Origin of the sequence: Campylobacter sp. 2018MI10, assembly GCF_018501175.1 — a bacterium.
Lineage (GTDB): Bacteria > Campylobacterota > Campylobacteria > Campylobacterales > Campylobacteraceae > Campylobacter_E.
The window spans coordinates 1-21,584 of sequence record NZ_JAHCZD010000005.1; the positions used below are offsets into that span (position 1 = coordinate 1).

Below are 21,584 nucleotides of genomic sequence, written 5' to 3' on the forward strand. Positions count from 1 at the left end.
CCTTTAAATATATCTTTTTCTCTTTTTTTATCTTTTTGTATGTAATAAGTATTTTTAATATTAACCTTTAAAATATCTAAATCATCTTTATTATAAGCAAATTCTATATTTAAACTTTCACTATTTATTATGCCTTTTTTAATATCGCTTATATTTGATATTTCATTAAAATTATTGCTAATAAAAAATGGTTTGATTATATTTTTATACTGAATATAGCTAATAAAAAATGATGAAATTATAATAAATACTATCAAAATAAACATTATATAAATATTTTGAAATTGCCTAGCAATACCCCAAATTAAATATATTGCCAAACACACAATACAAATTATTCTAAAAACTTTTAAAAACTCTATCATTTTGCCTCATTAAATTCTTTTATAATTCTTAAAACACTTTTAAATTCATTCTCAATATTAGAAGAAAATAAAAAATTATGAATATAAATTTCTAAATATTCATCACCATAAATCACACTAAATCTATGATTTATATATTTTGCAGCTGTTACGATATTTCTTAATTTTTTAGGATTTAAAAATTTAAAATCCTTAACCATACCACTAGGATATAAAATAAATTTTTTATTAAATTCTACATTATCACTCAAATAACTAATCTTTTGATTAAATAAAATTCCATTATTAAAATATAAAAATAGCAATCTCCTGTTAGCAAAAATACCAAAATTATTATGAATTTTCTTCTTAACCCTTATATAAGTTCCAAAAAAATCAATGCTTAAATACTTAATCTTAACATCAAACATACCTATACTATCAACTTTTAAAAAAGAGCAAAACAAAATATCTAAACCATTTTTTCTATAAGCATTAAAAATATAAGCCCTATCAGAAGCTATTAATGTATCTTTATATTTTTCCTTATCTTCAATCAAAACGAAATTATGTTTATAAAAAAACGGCAATACATATAAAAAAAGATTAAGAGTATAAATTAATAAAGCAAGTAATATTAAAGATACCGCTAAATATAAAAAATGACTAAAATGAATTAAATTCATATCCTTACTAATATAATAATCATCTATTGCTAAACATAATTTATAAAATGCAAAAACAACTAAAACTATAAAAATAAGTTTTAATGTTTTAATCATTTAAATAAATCTTTTACATTAGGATTGCTTTTAATTTCATCTTTTACTTCATAAAAATCAGCTTTTATAAAATTAAAAGCATTAGCTATTAAATTATTTGGAAAACTCTCGCAATAATTGTTATAACTTGTAACTGCTGAATTATAAGCTCTTCTAGCAGCACTAATTTGCTCTTCACAATCTTTTAAAGCATTTAAAAGATTATTAACACTTGAGTTTGCCTTTAAATCAGGGTAATTTTCAAGTTTTATATTTAAATTCCCTAAAGCTTTGCTTAGTTCGTTATTTAAAGCAAATTTTTCTTTAGTATTATTTGAATACATAGCATTTTCTCTAAGTTTTACAATATTTTCTAAAGTATCTTTTTCGTATTCAAAATAAGCTTTTATAGAAGCTATTAAATTAGGTATTAAATCATATCTTTGCTGAAGCTCAACATCAATACTTGAATAAGTATTTTTTACATCATTTCTTCTTGCTATTAAAGAATTATAAGTAAAAATAACCATAATAATCACTAAAAACAAAATAGCCAAAATCACATAAATTATTTCCAAAACTAACTCCTTAAATATTTTTCAATTTCATTTTTAAATTCTTGTATTTTTTCATCTATGTTAAACTCATCAAAATACTCTAAATGAGCTATATTTACGCCCGTATAATTATAAATAAACTCATCAAGTCTAGTATCAATCTCGCCAATCATCACAACACAAACAATATCAAAACCATTATCTTGCAATGCTTTTATACTTAAAATCGTATGATTTATCATACCCAAATAATTCCTAGCAGCTAAAATCACTTTGCGCTTATGTTTTTTCATAAAATCAATCATAGTTAAATTATCATCAATAGGACAAAAAAGACCCCCAGCTAATTCAATAATCATTTTATCATCATTAGGCAAGATTAAATCATTTATAGAATATTCAATATTATCAACCTTTTTTGCTATGTGTGGTGATGCAGGAGTATTTAAAAATATCCCTTCTTTATGAACTTTTACATTCTTTACAAAACGCTTTAAAATATCGCTATCTTTATTACAACCTGCTTGAACTATTTTAAAATAAGAATAATTAAAAGCTTTACACAAAGCAACACATAAATGAGTTTTACCAGCGTCAGTATGAATGCCACATATATACATTTTTATCCTTTTTAGTTAGAATAAATTGTATTTTAACAAGTAAAGGATATAAAATGAAAGAAATATTTTTATGTTCAATTTGCAATGTAAAAAGTGGAAATTGTAGCGAAGATTGTGCGTATTGCACCCAAAGTAAGCATTATAATACAAATATTAATGTATATGATTATAAGGATATTAATACTATTTTAAACGAAGCAAAAATAGCTAGTGAAGCTGGTGCTTTAGGATTTTGCCTTGTTACTTCTGGTCGTGGAATTGATAGTAAAAAGCTAGATTTTATTGCAAGAGCAGCAAGTGCTATTAAAGAAAGTGGCTTACATTTACACCTAATTGGCTGCAATGGAAGAGCTAGTTATAAGGATTTAGTATTTTTAAAAGAGCATGGAATAGATAGTTATAATCACAACCTAGAAACCGCCAAAAGCAATTTTAAAAATATCTGCACAACTCATACTTATGAAGAAAGATATGAAACTAATCAAAACGCTATAAATGCTGGACTTGGCATTTGCTGTGGTGGGATTTTTGGCTTAGGAGAAAGCGATGAGCAAAGAGCTGAATTACTTGACGCTCTTGCGACTTTAAAGCCGCACACAAGTCCAATTAATTTTTATATAAAAAATGAAGCTTTAAAAATCAAGGCTAAAGAAATCACCAAAGAAGAAGCTATTAATATAATAAAACTTGCAAAAGAAAAACTACCAAATACAAGACTAATGGCTGCAGGTGGTAGAGAATTTGCATTTAAAGATGATTTTAAAGCTATGTTTGAAGCAGGGATAAACGCTATCGTGCTAGGAGATTATCTGACTACAAAAGGCGAAGAAAAACATAAAGATGTAGAACTCATCTTAAAAAGTGGCTATGAAGTAGCTAAGAGTTGCTAAAGTGTAATTATGAATTTTAATGATGTAGATTTAAGCAATTGGAAGAATGTAAATATTGATGTAAATAGCCTATGGCTTATACAAAATAGAGATAATTCTGGCAAACACAAAAATATATATCACGGCAATTTTATCCCACAAATTCCAAATCAGCTAATTAGGCGTTATACTAAAGAAAATGAGTTGGTAATAGACCCATTTTTTGGTAGTGGGACAACCCTTTATGAATGTGAAAAACTAAATAGAAAATTTTTAGGAATTGATATTAATGAAAAAATATATGAATATGTTTTAAATACTATGGGAAATGATTTTGATAATTTAAGATATAGCCTAATAAATTATGATAATACAAATGAAAATATAACTCATTTAATCCAAGGAAAATTACAAAATTTAAATTCAAAATCAGCACAATTTATAATATTTCATCCACCCTATTTAGATATTGTAAAATTTACAAATCACAACAACGACTTAAGTAATATAAGTGATTTAAAAACCTTTATAAAAACATTTTTAAAAACTTGCGAAAATACTTTGCAATTTTTAGATAAAAATAGATATTTTGCTTTAGTTATAGGAGATGTTTATAAAGAAAGTGAAGTAAAGCCTTTGGGATTTTTGCTTATGAATGAGATTAAAAAGCACTTTAAAGTAAAATTAAAAGGAATTATCGTAAAAAACATAGAAGGAAATCGTGGTAAATTAGGAGTTAATTCTATTTGGCAATATCGTGCAATTAGAAGTGATTATTATATCTTTAAACACGAATATATTTTTGTATTCAAAAAAGAATAAGATATGTATTATACAATAACCGTTAAATAAATAATTAGGAGAGATATATGAGTAAAAAGCAAGATATTATTAATGTTTTAGACGATAAACAGTGGCACTGTGTTATATGTGATTTAAATCATATATCGAGTCAATCCGCTGCTATTGTAAGAGATTTGGCAGAACAAGGAGTTAAATTTTGCAATAGTGATCAAAATATGGTAAGACGGTATAAGAATGGAATATCTATGTTTTGTAGTAAATGTGAAAGAGTTACAACACATAGGAAATTAAAATGACAACACATGTATTGATTGTTAACGAGAGAACACTTAAATATCACTTAGAATTTCTTTTTATAGGAACTGGGGGTAATTTATCAACTATTGATTTTAATAATAACTCAAGTACCTATCTGCATCATTCTACAGAAAATAGTGTAATATCTATGATCGCTGATTTTTGTAGAATAAAGGAAGGCGATTTGGTGATTTTCTATCTTCAGCAATCACAAAATACAGGAGAAGGTAAATTTTATGGTGTATTTCAAGTTGCAAGTCAAGTATTTTTAGATAATGGCGGATCTAATCAATATTTATCAAGTGAACTAGGTAAATCGCTTATGTTAAGGTGTTTAATAAAACCATATTGTGTGTATCCATTAGGAGTAACAGAGTGGGAGGCGCTAGATTATATTACTCAATTGAAAAGACCTGATGAAATGATATGGAGCTTAATTTATAGAAAGCTTAAGGGAAATCGTGGTAATACGATGATCACTTTATATGAAAGTGATTATTTAATTAACTTAATTAAACAAAAAAATCAGAATTGGTTTTTAAACAACACGACTGGATATAGTTTTGATTGCAAGACACAAAGTATAATTTGTTCTAATACTAGTTATCAATATACAGGAAAACAAGAGTTAATCAATATATATCCTAGAATGTATAACAAATATTTAAACGACAAACAGTTTGAAACCCATTTACAAGCTTATATACTACAAAATATAGATATTGTTTTGGAGAAAATATTTCAATGCTCATACGAATTAGAATGGCTTGGAAATGAAGTTGGGTGCGGCGTTGGTATGCAAAGAATAGATATAATGATCTCTGTTATCGTAAATAATGAAAGGATAGTAATTCCTATCGAGCTAAAATCCCATGCTGTAAATCACAGCATACTTATACAAATGCAAAGATATGTAGATTGGTTAAATTGCTATTATTTAAGAGTAAATAAAACATGTAAAATTTTACCAGTTATTTTGTATAGAGATACAAATTATAACATTCAAAACGATCAATTATTTTTACAATATGAACAAGATTTTAATCAATATAATGGTTATACATGTTATCCTCTGAAGCATATTAAATTTAATTTTAAAAATAATGAGATAATTTTCGCGTGAATTACATAGGTTCAAAATTAAAATTATCAAGCTTTATTTTTGATGAAGTTAAAAACACCATCAAAACGGATTTAAAGAATTGCATTTTTTGTGATTTATTTAGTGGGACAAGCATTGTAGCAAGAACTTTTAAGCCATATGTAAAACAAGTCATTTCAAATGATATTGAGTTCTATAGCTTTGTATTAGCTAAAAATTACATTGGAAATAACTTTGATAAAAATAGAGCAGATTTACTTATCAAGGAGCTAAACCAAGTAATTTTAAAAACTTCGTTAAAAGGGTTTATTTATGATAATTATTCAGAATTTGCAAATAGACAATATTTCACAAACGAAAATGCTACTAAAATTGACACTGCTAGAATAACAATAGAAAAATGGCTTAAAAACTCATATATTAATAATCAAGAATATTATTTTTTACTAACATCTTTGCTTGAAAGTGCTGATAAATTAGCAAATACAGCATCAGTTTATGGTGCATTTTTAAAAAAAATTAAAAAAAGTGCCTTAAAGGATTTAGTTATAGAAAAAGCTGATTTTTTACCCACAAATCAAAACAATTTAGTATTTAATAAAAATGCAAATGAACTTATAAAGACAATAAAAGGAGATATTTTATACCTTGACCCACCTTATAATTCTCGTGAATATGGAGCTAATTATCATCTACTAAATACCATTGCAAAATATGATGAATTTATTCCAAAAGGTAAAACTGGGCTAAGAGATTATATTCGCTCAAATTGGTGTAAAAAAGCTAAAGTTTATGATGAATTAGAAGAGCTTATTAAAAATGCTAATTTTAAATATATTTTTTTAAGCTATAACGATGAAGGTTTATTGAGTTTTGATGATATTAAAAATATCTTTTCTAAATACGGGGAATATTCTTATATAAGCAAGGATTATCAAAGGTTTAAAGCAGATAGCAATAGAGTGCAAAAACAAAATAATACTATAGAATATTTACATATTTTAAGTAGATAAACAATTACTAACGCTAACGAAAATGGCATGATAGTTAAGGTATTGCGATATTTATCATTAAAGATTTTAAATCATTTTTACTTAAAAACCACTATAAATCAAAAGCTAGCAAAGCTATGTTTGAAGCAGGAATAAACGCTATCGTGCTAGGAGATTATCTGACACAAAAGGCGAAGAAAAACATAAAGATGTAGAACTCATCTTAAAAAGTGGCTATGAAGTAGCTAAGAGTTGCTAAAAATTTTATGTAATTTGAATTTTAAATCCAAATTCCATAAATAATTTATATAAAAATTTTTATATTTTTTTTAAAAAATTCAAAATACTATTAAATTAATATTTATTTTATTTGTTACAACTTAAGATACCCCCCCCATTAACACATATTAGAGCATTGCTAAATAGATATTTAAAGGCTTAAGAATAAAAAGTAAATTTTATGCTAATATACGGAGCTTAATTTAGAAATTATTATCAATAGGAGAATGAGAATGAAAATATCTCAAAAATTAGCAATTATAATTGCTGTGTCTTTAGTGATTTTATGCTCTAGTATGATTTATTTATCAAATAGTGCGATGAAATCAATTAGTGATGATACTGATGTATCTATTGAAAAATTAGTCTTAGACGATGCTTTAAAAACTGCTCAAAGCGTTGTATATAGTGTAAATCATATGACAGACCAGTTATATTTAGATTTAAAAAGTAAAGGCATTAGTAAAGAAGTATCATACAATAACACCATAAAATACTTAAGCAATATGGATTTACATAATAAATTAGTGAATTTTTTCGCAATGGATGAAGATGGAACCTACCTAGTTCATTATGTTCAAGCAAGAGTTGGTAAAAATCATATAAATGACAAAGATATTTATGGAAAATACTTTATTCAAGATTTAATCAAATCATCAGCAAACCCAGATGGTGGATATGTTAAAACTAAGTTTTTTGATTCTATGATTAACAAAGAAAGAAATGTATTAATATACGCTCAAAAAGATATAGGTATGGGAATTATCTATGCTTGCACCGTGGATTTAGATGAAGGAATGAAAGAAATACAAAAAATCAACGACGATATGAACTCTCACATAAATGAATTTGGAATTAAATTCATAACATACGCAGTGATTATTGGGATAATAATACTTGCGATATTGATATTTTTTGTATTATTTCAAATCTCTAAACCACTTAATTATCTTACAAGTAGAGCTACTGAATTAAGTAGTGGAGATGGAGATTTAACTCAAAAACTTCCTATAAATGGTAAAGATGAAATAGCAGCAACAAGTAAAGCCATTAATGATTTTATAGAAAAAGTTAGATTATTAATCGTAGATGCTAAAAATATAAGTAGCGAAAATGCTAGTGTGGCAAATGAGCTTTCTCAAAGTTCTTTAAATACAGGTCAAAGTGTTGAGCAAAGCTCAGTGATAGTAAGAGATGTAGCTAATAAAGGAGATAGTGCAAACTCTACTCTAGCAATCGGAGTTAAAGCTGCAGAAGATGGTAAAAATCAATTAGTAAATGCTCTAAAATATATAAATGATGTAAATAAATCTATTTCAGAATTAAATACAAAAATTATGCAAAGTGCGAATTTAGAAGCTGAAGTATCAGATAAGATAGTAAGACTTAGTCAAGATGCTGATAATGTTAAATCTATTTTAGAAATGATAAATGATGTAGCAGACCAGACTAATCTACTTGCATTAAATGCTGCAATTGAAGCAGCAAGAGCAGGAGAGCATGGGCGTGGGTTTGCCGTAGTAGCTGATGAAGTAAGAAAATTAGCAGAAAGAACCCAGCATTCATTAGTAGAAATAAACGCAACAATAAGTGTTATAACACAAGGTATAGAAGATGCAAGTGGTCAAATGAGCCTAAATGCAAAAAGCATTGGGGAACTGACAAAATTAGCTGATAATACTCAAAAAACTATGAACGATATGAATGAAGCTATGAATAATGTAATAGGAATTTCAAATCAAACCGTAGATGATTATATAAACACTAGCAAGGTTATGGATGATATATTATCAGGAGTTAATAATATTAATAAAATAACTCACGAAAACGCAAGAAGCGTAGAAGAAATAGCAGGAGCAGCAAATCATCTTAGCAACATTACAGAAAAATTAAACTCAAAACTAAATGAATTTAGAACTTGAGTAAATAAAGTAAGCATTTTTTGCTTACTTTTTAATATTAAAAATTTATTTATTTATTAAAATTTTAATAAATGACATTATTCATACATATTACAAATTAAGAACCCCCCCCCATTAACACATATTTAACTACTATCATATAGATATTTAAAGGGCTAAGAATAAAAAATTAATTTTTTGATAATATTTTCATTGTAATAAAAATTATTAGGAGAGTAAAAATGAAAATATCTCAAAAATTAGCAATTATAATTGCTGTGTCTTTAGTGATTTTATGCTCTAGTATGATTTATTTATCAAATAGTGCGATGAAATCAATTAGCGATGATACTGATGTATCTATTGAAAAATTAGTCTTAGATGATGCACAAAACACTGCTAAAAGTATTATTTATGCTATAAATCATATAACTGATAATATTTATACAGAAGCGATTTCAAAAGGTTTAGGTAAAAACGAAGCTTACCAAAATACGCTGATTTATTTAAAAGATATGGATTTGCATAATAAATTAGTGAATTTTTTTGCTATGGATGAAAAGGGAAATTATCTAGTTCATTATATCCAAGATAGAATAGGCAAAAACAACTATGATGCTCAAGGAAAAAACGGAGATTATTACATAAGAGATATTATTAAAGCTGCTCAAGATAAAGATGGTGGTTTTGTTAGGACAACTTTTTTTGATAAAGCTTTAGATAAAGAAAAAGAAGTTTTAATATACGCTCAAAAAGATACAGGTATGGGAATTATCTATGCTTGTAGCATAAGCTTAAGTGAAAGTATGCAAAAAATCAATACAATCAATAAAGGTATGAATGATAAAATCAGTAGTTTTGGAATTAAATTCATAACATACGCAGTGATTATTGGGATAATAATACTTGCGATATTGATATTTTTTGTATTATTTCAAATCTCTAAACCACTTAATTATCTTACAAGTAGAGCTACTGAATTAAGTAGTGGAGATGGAGATTTAACTCAAAAACTTCCTATAAATGGTAAAGATGAAATAGCAGCAACAAGTAAAGCTATTAATGATTTTATAGAAAAAGTTAGATTATTAATCGTAGATGCTAAAAATATAAGTAGCGAAAATGCTAGTGTAGCAAATGAGCTTTCTCAAAGTTCTTTAAATACAGGTCAAAGTGTTGAGCAAAGTGCTAATATTGTTGAAAATATAGCAAATAAAGGCGACACTACAAAACAAGCATTAGATAGTGGTGTAAATGCTGCTAGTAATGGTAAAGAAAAATTAGTTGATGCAATTACATATATTAATAATGTAAATAGATCTATTTCAGAATTAAATACAAAAATTATTCAAAGTGCAAATTTAGAATCAGAAGTATCAGATAAAATTATCAAACTTAGCCACGATGCTGATAATGTTAAATCTATTTTAGAAATAATTAACGATGTAGCAGACCAGACTAACTTACTTGCATTAAATGCTGCAATAGAAGCTGCAAGAGCAGGAGAACATGGTAGAGGATTTGCTGTAGTAGCTGATGAAGTAAGAAGTTTAGCAGAGAGAACTCAAAAAAGCCTTAGTGAAATAAATGCAACAATAAGTGTTATAGTTCAAGGTATTAAAGATGCAAGCGAACAAATGAGTATAAACGCTAAACAAATTAGCGATTTAACCCATCTTTCTGAAGATACGCAAAAAATTATGAAAGATATGAATAATGCTATGAATATGGTTATTGAAATATCTAATAACACGGTAAATGATTACATAAATACTAGCAAAGCAATGGATGATATATTGCTAGGTATGGATAATATAAATCAAATAACTCACGAAAACGCAAGAAGCGTAGAAGAAATAGCAGGAGCAGCAAATCATCTTAGCAACATTACAGAAAAATTAAACTCAAAACTAAATGAATTTAGAACTTGATTAAATCATTTACTAGCACTAACAAAAATGGCGTGGTAGTTTAAGGTATTGTGATATTTATCATTAAAGATTTTTAAATCATTTTTACCTAAAAATACCCCGCTAAAGGCATTTACTCCACTAAGTTTTAAATGCCTAAAAAGCTCAATACTTGAGCTAAAATTTAGCTCATAATCTTTCTCAAAAATCTTTATATTTTTATAATGTGGCTTTAAAATCCGCTCTATTTCATCAATACTTAAATACTCAAGCCCTACGCCAAAATGCTCATTAATTTGCCAAAGATTATTCACTCCAAAAGTGCTAAAAATTAGCTTAGAATTTGATTTAGGAATTTCATTTATTAATTTTGCTAAATCAAGCCACTGAAAACACGCATTTGAAATAACTAAATCAAAATCCATTTTAGCTAAAAATGAGTTTTCAAAATCTCTTAAATCGTGCTTTACGAAAATAAATTCCTTGCCATAATCACAGCTAAAATCATTAATATCCACGCAATAAAACTCACTAAATTCTATCTTTTTAGCTACCATTTTGCTAAACTCGCCCCTATTTGAGCCAAGCTCAAGCACCCTACAAAAACGCCCATTTATTTCGCTAAGCAAAACTTCTCTCATATCATTTTGCACGATAGCATTTTTAAAATAAGTATCTTTTGCTCTTAAAAAACTTTTCATATTTCATCCCAGCTTAAAAACTCATCAAAGCAAAAATGAGAAGCATTGATTTTATTAATATTTTTAAAGCTTTTTAAAAGTGCATTTTGTGGGAAAATTTTATCATCATTTGATGAGTATGCCAAATCATAATCTTGCCAAATACAAGGCTTTTTAGAAATTTCTATAATACTTAAAAGCTCATCTTTAGGATTTTGATTAAATGCCTTATTTATCCCGCCACAATTATTTAAAAAGCTTTCTTTATCAAATCTTTTAGCCGTAATTTTAAAAAGCTTTTCGCTAATTCCCAACTCATCATCAATACCTTTTATAGTGCCATTTATCGCTATTTTTTGCACGATATTAAGCGAACTTAAATCACACTTGCAAGACACCATAACACCCATTGAAAAAGCGATTAGTTTAATGTTTTTATAAGTTTTACAAATCTCTAAAAATCCTAAATCAAATTCCAAATAATCATAAACCATTAAAACATCATTTTTAGAAGCTAAATTATAAGCACTCGGTAAAAAGCCAAAACCACCGAAAAATAGCACCAAATCACTAGAATTATTTTTATGTAAAAACTCAAATTTCATAAAAAGCCTTAACAAAATTATCTAAATCGCTAAAATCCATACTAGCATTTATTGATAGTCTTATTCCTGTATCTTTAATAGCTACGGTTGGAGTTTTTATACTTGGAGCAAAAAAGCCTTTTTGCATAAGTTTTGCCGAGTAAAAATTAGCTTTTTCATTATCTCCTAAAACTATCATTTTTATGTAACTTTTGCCCTTTATTTTATCTTTTAGCAACTCGTTTAAATATGAGCTAAGATTTTGTAAATGCTCTCTTAATTTATCAAAATTAGCTAATTTTGAAAACACAAAATGCGAATAAGCTACATTAATAGGTGGTAAAGCGGTTGAATAAATTAACCCCCTAGCCTTGTTTATAAAAAAATCTTTTGCTTCTTTTGAGCAAATCATCGCAGCACCCATACTAGCAATGCTTTTGCCAAATGTAAGAACTAAAAAATCAATGTCTTTTAAGTATCCAAGTCCTAGCCCATTAATGCCGAGTGAGCCAACACTATGTGCTTCATCAACATAAAGCATAATGTTTTTATATTTTTTCTTAAGTTCTAAAAGCTTATCAAGTGGTGCAAAATCTGCATCCATACTATATAAACTCTCGCAAATTATTATGATTTTTTCATAATTTAAATTCGTTTGCAATAATTTTTCTAAATCATTTATATCATTGTGTTTAAAGCGTTTAAAATTAGAATGCTTTATGCCATCAATGATACTTGCATGAACTTTTTTATCAGCTAAAAAAAGCGTATTTTTTAAAGTAGCTAAAGCACTTAAACAACTATAATTTAGCAAAAACCCACTGCTAAATAAAAGCGCTTCATTTTTATATAAAGATGATAAGTATTCTTCAAACAAAAAGTATTCATCTCCACCGCCACCAAGACTTCTACTAGCACTTGAGCTAAGTGCAAAATGATTTTTTAAAAACTCTCGTTCAAGCTCACCGCTACTTGCAATTCCTAAATAATCATTACTAGCAAAATTAAGCAGTCTTTTATCATTAAAAATCACAAATTTACCATCATTTTTAAATCTTTTTAGTTCTCTAAAATTATTTTCTTTTTTTAATTCATTTAATAAGTTTTGCATTTTTATCCTTTATAATAATTTTAATTAAAATTTATAAAGGAGTTATAAATGCAAGAAGAATTAGTAAAACTTGATTTAGCACATATTTGGCACCCTTGCACGCAAATGAAAGAGCACGAATTTGTGCCATTAATCCCTATAAAAAGGGCAAAAGGTGTGTATTTATATGATTTTAATGATAAATCATATATTGATTGCGTTAGCTCTTGGTGGGTAAATCTTTTCGGACATAGCAATGATTATATAAATAGCAAAATTTACGAGCAATTAAACACCCTAGAGCATATCATAATGGCTGGATTTTCTCACGAAAGCATTATAAGATTATCAAAAAGACTTACTGATTTACTACCAACTAAGCTTAATAAATGCTTTTATGCTGATAATGGCTCAAGTGCTGTTGAAGTAGCACTTAAGATGAGTTTTCATAAAAATCTTTTGCAAGGAAAATTAAAAAGCAAATTTTTATCACTTAGTAATTCTTACCACGGAGAAACAATAGCGGCTTTAAGCGTAAGCGATGTTGAGCTTTATAAAAAGACTTATAAACCACTTTTGCTTGAATGCTTAAACACCCCTGCACCAAGTGGACTAGATTATGAAAATGAATTAAAAGAGCTTGAAAAATTACTTGAAAAAGAGCATAAAAACATAAATGCCTTTATCCTTGAGCCTTTAATTCAGTGTGCAGGTTCAATGAATATGTATTCAGCTAAGTTTATTAAAAAGGCTTGTTGGTTAGCAAAATCTTATGATATTGATATAATTTTTGATGAAATTGCCGTTGGATTTGGAAGAAGCGGGACTATGTTTGCTTTAGAGCAGTGTGAAATTGTGCCTGATTTTTTATGCCTTAGCAAAGGGCTTAGCGGTGGGTATTTGCCAATTAGTGTAGTAATTACAAATGATGAAATTTATAATGAATTTTATGCTCCATATAGCGAATACAAGGCGTTTTTGCATTCACATAGCTATACAGGAAATGCACTTGCTTGTGCTGCTGCGAATGCAACTTTAGATATATTTACTAAAGATAATGTTATAAATCAAAATAAAATTAAAAGCGAGTATATAAACTCACTTTGGCAAGGATTTGCTGAATTTAAAAGTGTGCGAAATGTTAGGCATCAAGGAATGGTGTTTGCATTTGATATAGAGCATTTTAATCCTAGATTTGGGCTTGAAGTGTATCTAAAAGCACTTGAATATGGGTTACTTTTAAGACCACTTGGCAATACTATTTATTTTATGCCACCTTATGTAATTAATAATGATGAGATAAATTATGTAATAAATAGCATAAAAGAGATTTTGAGATTTAAGAATTTGAAATGAGAATTTCAAATTCTTAAAATTGTTTTAATGTTTTACTTTAGAGTTTCACTCCATTCTATTTCGGTTAATTTTTTAAGACTTTTTGCCATAAAACCACTATAAGTTTTACCTAAAATAATGCCTATTGCATAGTCTTTTCCAACCGAACAAATGCTACCTTTATCATTGTATTTAAAAGGTTCGTTAAACTCAATTCCTTCAAGTCTTGCATTTAGTCTTTTTGCTAGGTATTTTCCTTGCTTACAAGCAATTTGTGCAGTAGGTGCAAAATTTGAAACAATCGCCAAATCTCCTAAAACATAACAATTATCAAAATTAGGTGCCATTAAATACTCATTTACTAAAACTCTATTATTTTTGTGATTAAAGCCACTATTTGCAATTACTTCACTACCCTTAATGCCAGCTGTAAAAATTATAGTTTTTGCTTCTATATAATTATTTTCATCGTTTAAGAATAATTTATCGTCAACTTTTTTGATTATTTTATGAGAGCTTAGAACTTTTACGCCTAGATTTTCTAAATAATTTCTAGCTTTTTTAGCTAAATCTTTAGTATAAACAGGCAAAATCTCATCCATTGCTTCAACCAAATATAAATTAATGCTAATTCCTAGATTTTTGCAAGTTGTAGCGATTGAGCCACAAAGCTCTACTCCGCTAAGCCCTGCACCGCAAATAATTACATTTTTATTCTCATAAAGCTCAAGATTTTTATAAAGTGTTTCAGCAGTATTTAAAGCGTTTTTATAATTTATAATATTTAAGCATTCATCAAGTCCATCAATGCCAAAGGTATTTACACTCGCACCAAGCCCAACATAAAGCTCATCATAATCATAATTTGCATTCTCACAAATAACCTTGCCATTTTCAATACTTTTTACATTATCACAAATTAAGGTTATATCTTTAGGCAGTATGCTTTTTAAATTTATTACTATGTCTTTTTCGCTTTCTCTTGCTGCTATTTTGTGTAATTCTGTCGTTTTATAATGATAAGAATTATTGTTAATTAGTATAAATTCTGCTTTTCTTAGATTTTTCTTTTTAATCTTTTTAATTAGACTTAAATTTGCATACCCAGCACCTAAAAATACAATTTTTTTCATAAACTCTCCTTTAAAAATATTTAATAAATATTAAAATATTTTTACTTTAATTCATATTAAATATTAATAAAGTTTAAAATAAAATTTATATATTTTAAATTCAATCAAATAATTCAATTACAAAATTATCTAATTTCACTTGATTTGAATAATAAAAATACTTCGCTAAAACCAAAATACCAAGCAACTCTTCTATATTAGGATTTAAAAATTGTTGTATATATTCATTTTGATTTTTAATAATATTTTTTACTAATTTATCATTAGTTAAAGCATTATCCATTACATCTAAAATATCGCTAAAATCATCTTGAATTAATAAAAAATGCTCATTAGGAATTAATTTTCCTTCCATAAACCAAGTTTCATATTTTAATCTTGGAGTAATTGCGATAGAATTTGAACTCATTATCCATTTAAGATTTGTAGCAACATCCCAACCTTCAAGAGAGATTATAAATTTATATTTAAGCTGCTCTTCCTTGCTTAAATACCCCCCCCCCATTTTTCTTATTTACATTACCTAGATTTAGTCTTTTACAATCTTTAAATTTATTAATAAAATCTATTCTATTTTGTTGAACACAAGCACCCCTAAAAACAGCCAAATCCACTTTATCTTTAAAATCATTTTTATCATTTAAAAAACAAAAATGTCTTCTGCTATCAAGCTTTAAAATCACATTTTTACTATCAATTGGTCTTGATTTTGTTATGGTATTTAAAAACTCGCTAGAACAATCATAAAAGAATTTATTTATCTTTAAATCTTTATGAAAATATTTGCTAACCTTGTAAAAATCAAAAGAATATGAAGTGTTTTTTAATAAGTTTTCGCCTAATTTAGAATGCTCTACATTTTCTATCTTTTTTAGCTCAAAAAAATCATTAATTTTATTGTAATAATTCAATCTATTTTTTATATGTAAAATCTCATAATTTTTTAGCTTTTTTAAAGCATTTAATTTTGAAATTAATTGCATATTAAAAAACACTCTTGGAATACTTAAAGCACCAAGTCCTTTTAAATTCATAATCATTCTACTCATATTATTTTCCTTATTTTAAATTCTTATTTAGCTTTTCTATGCTTTTGCAAAGTGCGTTAATCAAATAATCAATATCGCTTAATTCGTGAGTATAATGCAAACTTATTCTTAAAAATCCAGGCTTAGCATTGAAATTTTGATTATCCACATAATTTAATAAATCATGTGCATAAGGACCAGCACAAGCACACCCAGCACGAGTTTCTATCCCATAATCATCACTTAAAACCCTAGCCAAATCATAAGGACTAACGCCTGTAGAATTTAGTGAAAATATAGGCAATCTATCCTTAATATTTGCAGCGTATAGTGTGATTTTGTATTTAAATTGCACTTTTTTAATAGCGTTTAAAAAATATTCTTTTAAGATATTTTCCTTTTCTTTAATCACTCCAAGCCCTATTTCATCTCTAAGTCTAAAAGCCAATTCACTTTTAATAACTTGTAAAATCGCAGGGGTTCCACCCTCTTCAAGGCTTTCAGCATCGTCTAAAAACTCATAATTACTCCTACTAACATAGCCAACCGTCCCACCAGCTGCAAATGTAGGAATTTTGCCAATAAGCTCATTTTTAATAGCTAAAAATCCACTCGTGCCAACTCCACCTAGCATTTTATGTCCTGAAAAAAACAAAGCATCAAACGGAATTTCAATATTTTCATAAGGTATAGCCGAACTTGCATCAATTGCTAAAATCGCTTTATATTTTTTCGCAATTTCGCTGATTTTTGTAAGGTTTGCTCTAACTCCTGTGATATTGCTAACGGCATTAAAACTCATTATTATTTTTCTATTAGCGTTCTTTTTGCAAATTCTTTCAAGCTCGTATAAATCACTATTAAAATCCCTATGATTTAGCCTAATGCACTCGCATAAACCTTCTTTAAAACTAAGCTCATTTGAATGGTGTTCAATCGCACTAACAATTACTAAAGGCAAAGTATTTTTAGCAATATCATTAAAATAACGCTGTTTAATAAGCGGTGGAACATATATTCCTAATAATTCTTGAAATTTTTTAATAGCCGCAGTTGAGCCACTCCCACAAGCAATCAAGCTATAATTAGAATTTAATCCTAAGCTTTTTTTGATATAGCTTTTTGCGTCTTTATAGTATTTACTTGTTATTTTTGAATTTTTTGCACTATCTGAATGAGTGTTGGCGTATGTTTTTAAAATATTTTGCATTTTTAATTCAATTGATTTTAGTGCTAAAGCACTTGCTGTGTAATCAAAATATTTTGTATTTTCATCTAAAATTATGTCGCTTTTTAGCTCACTAATTTGCATTTTTGCCCTTTGTAAAAATAATTAAAGTAAAATTAGCACAAAAAAATTAAGGGGTAGTTATAGAATTTTTAGACTTTATTAAAAGATATCCGCATTTTTATTTAGATGAAGCGTTAGACTTTTATTCTGTGTTTGGAGATAAGAGTTTTAAACCTAGTTTAAATGATATTAATTATTATATACACGAGCTAGTAAATACATATAATCCTTACGAATTTGAAATAAATGAAAGCGAATGCAAGGCACTAATTCACTATGCTAGAAAATCTCGCTTGGAGTTTTCTATCAACAAATACGGCTCAAGATTTAAAGCTAGAAAGAGCTTTCATTCATTAATCAATCGTGGTTTTTTAAGACTTGAATTAAATAATGATTTATTGAGTTTTAAGAGATTTTATCCACAAAATAAAGTTATTTTTAATTCTAATTACACTAGATTTTATTTTTATTTTTTAAAGGCAATGGAGAAAATAATTTTAAAAGATAAAGAATTAGCCTTAAGATTAATTAATGAGAAATTTTATGAATATCAGTCGTTTATTTACGAGCAAATCGCTTGTGAGTGGTGCGAGAAGAGATTTAATATAAAAGGCATTAAAAGTATTTGGGGCAAAGATTATGAATGTGATATTTTTTATGATAATTACGAAATATCTTTATTAGGCGAAGTGAAATTTAATGGCAAAAAAATGTGTATTAGCTCGTATTCAAAACTCATTCAAAAGGCTAGATATTTGGGTTTTGAGCCTGATTATTTTATACTTTTTAGCAAAAACGGCTTTAGCAAAAAACTTCTAGCTTTAAATGATAAAAGGCTAATACTAGCTAATCACGAAAATTTTAAAGAATTTATATAAATTATTTACTCAAATATTCTTTTAATTCTTCGCTAATTGGGGATAGTTTGCCATCTTTTATATGAACTAATTTTATAAAAGCTTCAAAAATAGCTTTATCATCTTTATAAATTATTTGCTTTAATTCTAAACAATATTTATCAAATCCTACAAGAATATTTTTAACTTCTAAAATATCTCCTAATTTAGCAGGTGCTTTATAAATAGCCTTAATTTCTCTTAATGCAAAAGGATTTTCTTTTAATAAATCTTTTCCTTCATTAGCGAAAAACCATTCGCTCCTAGCTCTTTCACAATATTTTAAATAATTTGTATGATAGACAATCCCCATACAATCAGTATCTTCATAATAAACTCTAATTTGCATCCTAATCCTTAAAAGAGTATGGCTATAAGCCGGGTTTTGTCTTGGATAATCATTTATCTACTTACTATTTCACAATAGCACTCTAGCGAAGGGTTTAAAATATAAGATAAAAACCACCCCTTCTTGCTGCAGGTTGGGTTTATAAGCTGAATTGCTTTTACTCGCATAATCACTGGTGGGCTCTTACCCCGCCGTTTCACCTTTACCTAAAATTAGGAAGTTTATTTTCTGTTACACTTTCCCTTAGATTGCTCTAGCCATCTGTTAGATGGAACCTCATCTTATTGCAGCCCGGACTTTCCTCTTAATTAAAAGCGATTATCCACCATACTCTTACGCCATTTTAACTAAGCTTGTTTAAGATAAAGAAAATTAAAGGAGTAAAAAATGTATAAATATAATTTATATTATCCAGCGGGAAATACTACAGCTTTGGTTATTGGTATTAATAACTTAGATTTTAAAAGTATAAATAATGAGATTTTATCTAAGCATAAAGATGTTGAACAAGTTGGCTTTGTGCAAGATTATGAATTAAAAATGGCAGGTGGAGAGATTTGTTTTAATGCTTTAAGATGTGCGGGAAAGTATTTTTTAGATACTAATAATTTAAAAACTACAAAAATTAAACTAAATGATAAAGATTATTTATGCGGTATTAGTAGTAGTGATTTTATAAAAGATAATAATATTAAAAAACTATATAAAGATGATAATTTTTATTATTTAAGATTTAAAAATGAATATAAATTAAATAAGCTTGATGATGATATATATTATGTAGATTTAGGAGATATTTTTCATATTATTTATACGAAAAAATTAGATTTATCTAAAATTAATTTAAAAGAATTTGCATATTCATATTTAAAAGATAATGATTTTTTAGACAAAAAAGCAAGTGGTTTTATGTATTTACAAGGTGATTGTCTTGAGCCTATTGTCTGGGTAAGAGATATTAAGACTTTATTTTATGAGAGCGCTTGTGGGAGTGGGAGTTTTGCTAGTTATTTATATTGCAATGAAATTTTAGGTAAAAATTATTTAGCACTAAAACAACCTTCAAATGAGTATTTGTTTTTAAGAGAAGTTGATGGCTTTATAGATATTAGCTCAATTATTAAAGATATTTTGTAAATTAATATCATATTAACATATATTTTATATATCAATTTAATAACAAATATCAAATCTAAAGGATAAAAATGCTTAAAAATATATTTTTAAAAACTCTTTTAAATATATTTTTATTAAATTATAATGCAAGTTTAAGCACAGCAGATTTTTTTAAATTTTGGGGCATTTTACTTTTAATTTTAAGCTCTTATATATTTTTTGGTTTTTTAATGTTTAAAATAGGAGTAATTAAAAGTATTTTTACTTTTCAAGCATATTTTATAGATATATTGATACTACCATTTTTTAGCATATTATTTTTAAGTCTTATTTATAAGGCAAATTCTTGTAAATCTTGGTTATTTTATGCTGGTTTATTTTTGATACCTTTATTTGTTTTACTTGTATTTTTTGGGGTATTTTATATAATATTAATATTTATTTTATATGTTATTATTATGATTTTTAATACAAATTCTACAAATCTTAATATAAAATTAAATAAAAAATCTTTAATTTTTAGGCTTATAACTATTTGTTTTTTAATTTTTATAGCATTTATATTCCCGCCTGATATAAAATTTATAAAATATGGATACGGAATTGATTATATTAGTTTTTTAACTTTTTTAATTTTTGCATTTTTAATCCCTAGTTTTGCTACTATTTTGATATATTTTCTTAAAAATTATAAAAGTTTAAAATAAGTGAATAATTTAATATTTCAACTTTATAAAATATAGCTATATATTTGATAGTAATATATAATTAATACTAGATTTTAAATTGAATTAGAATTTAAAATACTTAGGAATTAAAATAACTTAAAATTTTTTCTTTGTTTAAAATAAATTCTTTATCAATCTCTGTCATTTTTAATTGTGAAAAATCAAATTCATCATAAGGAATTAAATTATCTTTAGTTGCTAAATGAATACGAGATTTTTTCATTAACGGAAAATGAAGACTTATTATATTTTCTGCTTTAATAAAATTAAAAAAGTTATAATTTAAAAATTCACAACCCATATCTTTATCAATGCAAAAATTAGTATCTTTATTTCTTAACAATAACCAATGGTCATCTCCTATTTTATAAAAATTCTTTAAAAAATATAATTTACCATCACTATAATGCATATTAAGAGCAGGCAAATAAATACTATCAATAATACTTTTTGGTTGCATTAATACCTTTTTTAATGCAATTTCATTATAAATATGGTCACAATCAATTTTAATCAACCAATCATTTAATGGAATTTTATTAAGCACAAAATTATAATAAGTATCCAATCTATACTCTTCTTTAATATCATTTAAATACATTGTCTTACTTGGAGGTATAACCTTATATGGATATTCAAATGCTATAAAATTTGGATTATTTTTACAAAATTGTTTAATTACTTCACTAGTTCCATCATCTTTACCAAATTCATCTAAGTGATAGCCTAGAACTCCTCTTGTAATACCCCCCCCCACTATTGTTTTTAGCGTTGCCTCTATCGTTTCTATTTCATTATAAACCCTTATAAAAGCATAAGGATTTATAGTTTTAATATCATTATTAAATAAAGATAAAATCTCATACTTTCTTTTAATACAACTTCTTAAAATTTTATTATATATTTTCATAATAACTT

23 protein-coding genes, 1 other RNA gene and 3 pseudogenes are annotated in these 21,584 nt (G+C 26.6%); 13 read left to right on the forward strand and 14 right to left on the reverse strand.

What is annotated here, in order from left to right; translation table 11 throughout:
* The 4 genes from KJR01_RS03195 to bioD form a co-directional block, all read right to left on the reverse strand.
* Nucleotides 1-365 (reverse strand): hypothetical protein (locus KJR01_RS03195; RefSeq protein ID WP_214117060.1); only part of this gene is annotated, 365 nt, incomplete at its 3' end.
* Nucleotides 362-1,126, reverse strand: a complete 765-nt coding sequence (locus KJR01_RS03200; protein ID WP_214117062.1) for a DUF3137 domain-containing protein — start codon at nucleotides 1,124-1,126, stop codon at nucleotides 362-364. The genes KJR01_RS03195 and KJR01_RS03200, both read right to left, overlap by 4 nt.
* Nucleotides 1,123-1,683 carry a LemA family protein gene (locus KJR01_RS03205; RefSeq protein WP_239803579.1) on the reverse strand — a complete coding sequence of 187 codons (561 nt, stop codon included), beginning with the start codon at nucleotides 1,681-1,683 and terminating at the stop codon, nucleotides 1,123-1,125. Before KJR01_RS03205 ends, KJR01_RS03200 begins: the two co-directional genes overlap by 4 nt.
* Nucleotides 1,684-1,685: 2 nt before the next feature.
* Nucleotides 1,686-2,282 (reverse strand): dethiobiotin synthase, encoded by a 597-nt coding sequence (gene bioD, locus KJR01_RS03210; protein ID WP_250325118.1) that lies wholly within the window; start codon nucleotides 2,280-2,282, stop codon nucleotides 1,686-1,688.
* Nucleotides 2,283-2,335: 53 nt separating this feature from the next.
* Here bioD and KJR01_RS03215 point away from each other — a divergent pair, with 53 nt between their 5' ends.
* The 9 genes and pseudogenes from KJR01_RS03215 to KJR01_RS10550 form a co-directional block, all read left to right on the forward strand.
* On the forward strand, nucleotides 2,336-3,172 hold the full coding sequence (locus KJR01_RS03215) for a biotin synthase (protein ID WP_214117065.1): 837 nt from the start codon (nucleotides 2,336-2,338) through the stop codon (nucleotides 3,170-3,172).
* A gap of 9 nt (nucleotides 3,173-3,181) precedes the next feature.
* The gene (locus KJR01_RS03220) at nucleotides 3,182-3,973 is read left to right on the forward strand and encodes a TRM11 family SAM-dependent methyltransferase (protein WP_214117067.1); all 792 of its coding nucleotides are present in this window, start codon (nucleotides 3,182-3,184) and stop codon (nucleotides 3,971-3,973) included.
* Nucleotides 3,974-4,020: 47 nt separating this feature from the next.
* The gene (locus KJR01_RS03225; protein ID WP_214117070.1) at nucleotides 4,021-4,251 is read left to right on the forward strand and encodes a hypothetical protein; all 231 of its coding nucleotides are present in this window, start codon (nucleotides 4,021-4,023) and stop codon (nucleotides 4,249-4,251) included.
* A complete protein-coding gene (locus KJR01_RS03230) occupies nucleotides 4,248-5,375 on the forward strand; it encodes an EVE domain-containing protein (protein WP_214117072.1) in 1,128 nt (375 codons plus the stop codon). The genes KJR01_RS03225 and KJR01_RS03230 overlap by 4 nt, the downstream gene beginning before the upstream one ends.
* Nucleotides 5,372-6,367, forward strand: a complete 996-nt coding sequence (locus KJR01_RS03235) for a DNA adenine methylase (RefSeq protein WP_214117075.1) — start codon at nucleotides 5,372-5,374, stop codon at nucleotides 6,365-6,367. The genes KJR01_RS03230 and KJR01_RS03235 overlap by 4 nt, the downstream gene beginning before the upstream one ends.
* A 578-nt stretch (nucleotides 6,368-6,945) precedes the next feature.
* Nucleotides 6,946-7,689, forward strand: a pseudogene (locus KJR01_RS10535) (cache domain-containing protein); the annotation flags it as partial.
* A 117-nt stretch (nucleotides 7,690-7,806) separates the two neighbouring features.
* A complete protein-coding gene (locus KJR01_RS10540; protein WP_442862312.1) occupies nucleotides 7,807-8,547 on the forward strand; it encodes a methyl-accepting chemotaxis protein in 741 nt (246 codons plus the stop codon).
* Nucleotides 8,548-8,855: 308 nt separating this feature from the next.
* A pseudogene (locus tag KJR01_RS10545) lies at nucleotides 8,856-9,599 on the forward strand (cache domain-containing protein); the annotation flags it as partial.
* 354 nt (nucleotides 9,600-9,953) lie between these two features.
* Nucleotides 9,954-10,457: pseudogene (locus tag KJR01_RS10550) on the forward strand (methyl-accepting chemotaxis protein); the annotation flags it as partial.
* Between the two features lie 5 nt (nucleotides 10,458-10,462).
* Here KJR01_RS10550 and KJR01_RS03250 read toward each other — a convergent pair.
* The 3 genes from KJR01_RS03250 to KJR01_RS03260 are packed head-to-tail and all read right to left on the reverse strand — an operon-like array spanning nucleotide 10,463 to nucleotide 12,811.
* The gene (locus KJR01_RS03250) at nucleotides 10,463-11,137 is read right to left on the reverse strand and encodes a methyltransferase domain-containing protein (protein ID WP_214117082.1); all 675 of its coding nucleotides are present in this window, start codon (nucleotides 11,135-11,137) and stop codon (nucleotides 10,463-10,465) included.
* The gene (locus KJR01_RS03255) at nucleotides 11,134-11,721 is read right to left on the reverse strand and encodes a pimeloyl-ACP methyl esterase BioG family protein (protein ID WP_214117085.1); all 588 of its coding nucleotides are present in this window, start codon (nucleotides 11,719-11,721) and stop codon (nucleotides 11,134-11,136) included. The genes KJR01_RS03250 and KJR01_RS03255 overlap by 4 nt, the downstream gene beginning before the upstream one ends.
* Nucleotides 11,711-12,811, reverse strand: a complete 1,101-nt coding sequence (locus KJR01_RS03260) for an aminotransferase class I/II-fold pyridoxal phosphate-dependent enzyme (protein WP_250325119.1) — start codon at nucleotides 12,809-12,811, stop codon at nucleotides 11,711-11,713. Before KJR01_RS03260 ends, KJR01_RS03255 begins: the two co-directional genes overlap by 11 nt.
* A gap of 48 nt (nucleotides 12,812-12,859) precedes the next feature.
* On the opposite strand from KJR01_RS03260, the gene KJR01_RS03265 reads away from it, so the two are divergent.
* Nucleotides 12,860-14,146 (forward strand): adenosylmethionine--8-amino-7-oxononanoate transaminase, encoded by a 1,287-nt coding sequence (locus tag KJR01_RS03265; protein ID WP_214117087.1) that lies wholly within the window; start codon nucleotides 12,860-12,862, stop codon nucleotides 14,144-14,146.
* A gap of 32 nt (nucleotides 14,147-14,178) precedes the next feature.
* Here the strand turns inward: KJR01_RS03265 and KJR01_RS03270 are convergent, their stop codons facing one another.
* The 4 genes from KJR01_RS03270 to KJR01_RS03285 form a co-directional block, all read right to left on the reverse strand.
* Nucleotides 14,179-15,258, reverse strand: coding sequence for an NAD(P)/FAD-dependent oxidoreductase (locus KJR01_RS03270; RefSeq protein ID WP_214117089.1), 1,080 nt, complete (start codon nucleotides 15,256-15,258; stop codon nucleotides 14,179-14,181).
* A gap of 100 nt (nucleotides 15,259-15,358) precedes the next feature.
* A complete protein-coding gene (locus tag KJR01_RS03275; protein ID WP_214117091.1) occupies nucleotides 15,359-15,763 on the reverse strand; it encodes a glycosyl transferase family 90 in 405 nt (134 codons plus the stop codon).
* Nucleotides 15,726-16,307, reverse strand: coding sequence for a hypothetical protein (locus tag KJR01_RS03280; RefSeq protein ID WP_214117093.1), 582 nt, complete (start codon nucleotides 16,305-16,307; stop codon nucleotides 15,726-15,728). The genes KJR01_RS03275 and KJR01_RS03280 overlap by 38 nt, the downstream gene beginning before the upstream one ends.
* Before the next feature lie 10 nt (nucleotides 16,308-16,317).
* Entirely contained in the window at nucleotides 16,318-17,598 is a 1,281-nt protein-coding gene (locus KJR01_RS03285; protein WP_214117095.1) for an aminotransferase class V-fold PLP-dependent enzyme, read from the reverse strand.
* Between the two features lie 128 nt (nucleotides 17,599-17,726).
* Between KJR01_RS03285 and KJR01_RS03290 the strand changes: the two genes are divergently transcribed.
* A complete protein-coding gene (locus tag KJR01_RS03290; RefSeq protein ID WP_214117097.1) occupies nucleotides 17,727-18,455 on the forward strand; it encodes an ATP-binding protein in 729 nt (242 codons plus the stop codon).
* 1 nt (nucleotide 18,456) lies between these two features.
* Here KJR01_RS03290 and KJR01_RS03295 read toward each other — a convergent pair whose 3' ends face one another.
* A complete protein-coding gene (locus KJR01_RS03295) occupies nucleotides 18,457-18,822 on the reverse strand; it encodes a YbgC/FadM family acyl-CoA thioesterase (RefSeq protein WP_214117099.1) in 366 nt (121 codons plus the stop codon).
* A gap of 9 nt (nucleotides 18,823-18,831) precedes the next feature.
* Nucleotides 18,832-19,156: RNase P RNA component class A (gene rnpB / locus KJR01_RS03300), an RNA gene on the reverse strand.
* A 53-nt stretch (nucleotides 19,157-19,209) separates the two neighbouring features.
* Here rnpB and KJR01_RS03305 point away from each other — a divergent pair.
* Together KJR01_RS03305 and KJR01_RS03310 are read left to right on the forward strand one after the other, a co-directional pair.
* On the forward strand, nucleotides 19,210-19,959 hold the full coding sequence (locus KJR01_RS03305) for a histidine racemase CntK family protein (RefSeq protein ID WP_214117102.1): 750 nt from the start codon (nucleotides 19,210-19,212) through the stop codon (nucleotides 19,957-19,959).
* A gap of 68 nt (nucleotides 19,960-20,027) precedes the next feature.
* On the forward strand, nucleotides 20,028-20,645 hold the full coding sequence (locus KJR01_RS03310; protein WP_214117104.1) for a hypothetical protein: 618 nt from the start codon (nucleotides 20,028-20,030) through the stop codon (nucleotides 20,643-20,645).
* A gap of 100 nt (nucleotides 20,646-20,745) precedes the next feature.
* Here the strand turns inward: KJR01_RS03310 and KJR01_RS03315 are convergent, their stop codons facing one another.
* Nucleotides 20,746-21,576: a hypothetical protein gene (locus KJR01_RS03315; RefSeq protein ID WP_214117106.1), complete on the reverse strand. Its 831-nt coding sequence runs from the start codon at nucleotides 21,574-21,576 to the stop codon at nucleotides 20,746-20,748.
* Nucleotides 21,577-21,584: the final 8 nt, after the last annotated feature.

What these genes read in the sequence shown, in the direction of transcription:
- KJR01_RS03200 (WP_214117062.1), bottom strand. Translation starts at nt 1,126, where the DNA reads ATGATTAAAACATTAAAACTTATTTTTATAGTTTTAGTTGTTTTTGCA.
- bioD (WP_250325118.1), bottom strand. Translation starts at nt 2,282, where the DNA reads ATGTATATATGTGGCATTCATACTGACGCTGGTAAAACTCATTTATGT.
- KJR01_RS03215 (WP_214117065.1), top strand. Translation starts at nt 2,336, where the DNA reads ATGAAAGAAATATTTTTATGTTCAATTTGCAATGTAAAAAGTGGAAAT.
- KJR01_RS03220 (WP_214117067.1), top strand. Translation starts at nt 3,182, where the DNA reads ATGAATTTTAATGATGTAGATTTAAGCAATTGGAAGAATGTAAATATT.
- KJR01_RS03225 (WP_214117070.1), top strand. Translation starts at nt 4,021, where the DNA reads ATGAGTAAAAAGCAAGATATTATTAATGTTTTAGACGATAAACAGTGG.
- KJR01_RS03230 (WP_214117072.1), top strand. Translation starts at nt 4,248, where the DNA reads ATGACAACACATGTATTGATTGTTAACGAGAGAACACTTAAATATCAC.
- KJR01_RS03250 (WP_214117082.1), bottom strand. Translation starts at nt 11,137, where the DNA reads ATGAAAAGTTTTTTAAGAGCAAAAGATACTTATTTTAAAAATGCTATC.
- KJR01_RS03255 (WP_214117085.1), bottom strand. Translation starts at nt 11,721, where the DNA reads ATGAAATTTGAGTTTTTACATAAAAATAATTCTAGTGATTTGGTGCTA.
- KJR01_RS03260 (WP_250325119.1), bottom strand. Translation starts at nt 12,811, where the DNA reads ATGCAAAACTTATTAAATGAATTAAAAAAAGAAAATAATTTTAGAGAA.
- KJR01_RS03265 (WP_214117087.1), top strand. Translation starts at nt 12,860, where the DNA reads ATGCAAGAAGAATTAGTAAAACTTGATTTAGCACATATTTGGCACCCT.
- KJR01_RS03270 (WP_214117089.1), bottom strand. Translation starts at nt 15,258, where the DNA reads ATGAAAAAAATTGTATTTTTAGGTGCTGGGTATGCAAATTTAAGTCTA.
- KJR01_RS03275 (WP_214117091.1), bottom strand. Translation starts at nt 15,763, where the DNA reads ATGGGGGGGGGGTATTTAAGCAAGGAAGAGCAGCTTAAATATAAATTT.
- KJR01_RS03280 (WP_214117093.1), bottom strand. Translation starts at nt 16,307, where the DNA reads ATGAGTAGAATGATTATGAATTTAAAAGGACTTGGTGCTTTAAGTATT.
- KJR01_RS03285 (WP_214117095.1), bottom strand. Translation starts at nt 17,598, where the DNA reads ATGCAAATTAGTGAGCTAAAAAGCGACATAATTTTAGATGAAAATACA.
- KJR01_RS03295 (WP_214117099.1), bottom strand. Translation starts at nt 18,822, where the DNA reads ATGCAAATTAGAGTTTATTATGAAGATACTGATTGTATGGGGATTGTC.
- KJR01_RS03305 (WP_214117102.1), top strand. Translation starts at nt 19,210, where the DNA reads ATGTATAAATATAATTTATATTATCCAGCGGGAAATACTACAGCTTTG.
- KJR01_RS03310 (WP_214117104.1), top strand. Translation starts at nt 20,028, where the DNA reads ATGCTTAAAAATATATTTTTAAAAACTCTTTTAAATATATTTTTATTA.
- KJR01_RS03315 (WP_214117106.1), bottom strand. Translation starts at nt 21,576, where the DNA reads ATGAAAATATATAATAAAATTTTAAGAAGTTGTATTAAAAGAAAGTAT.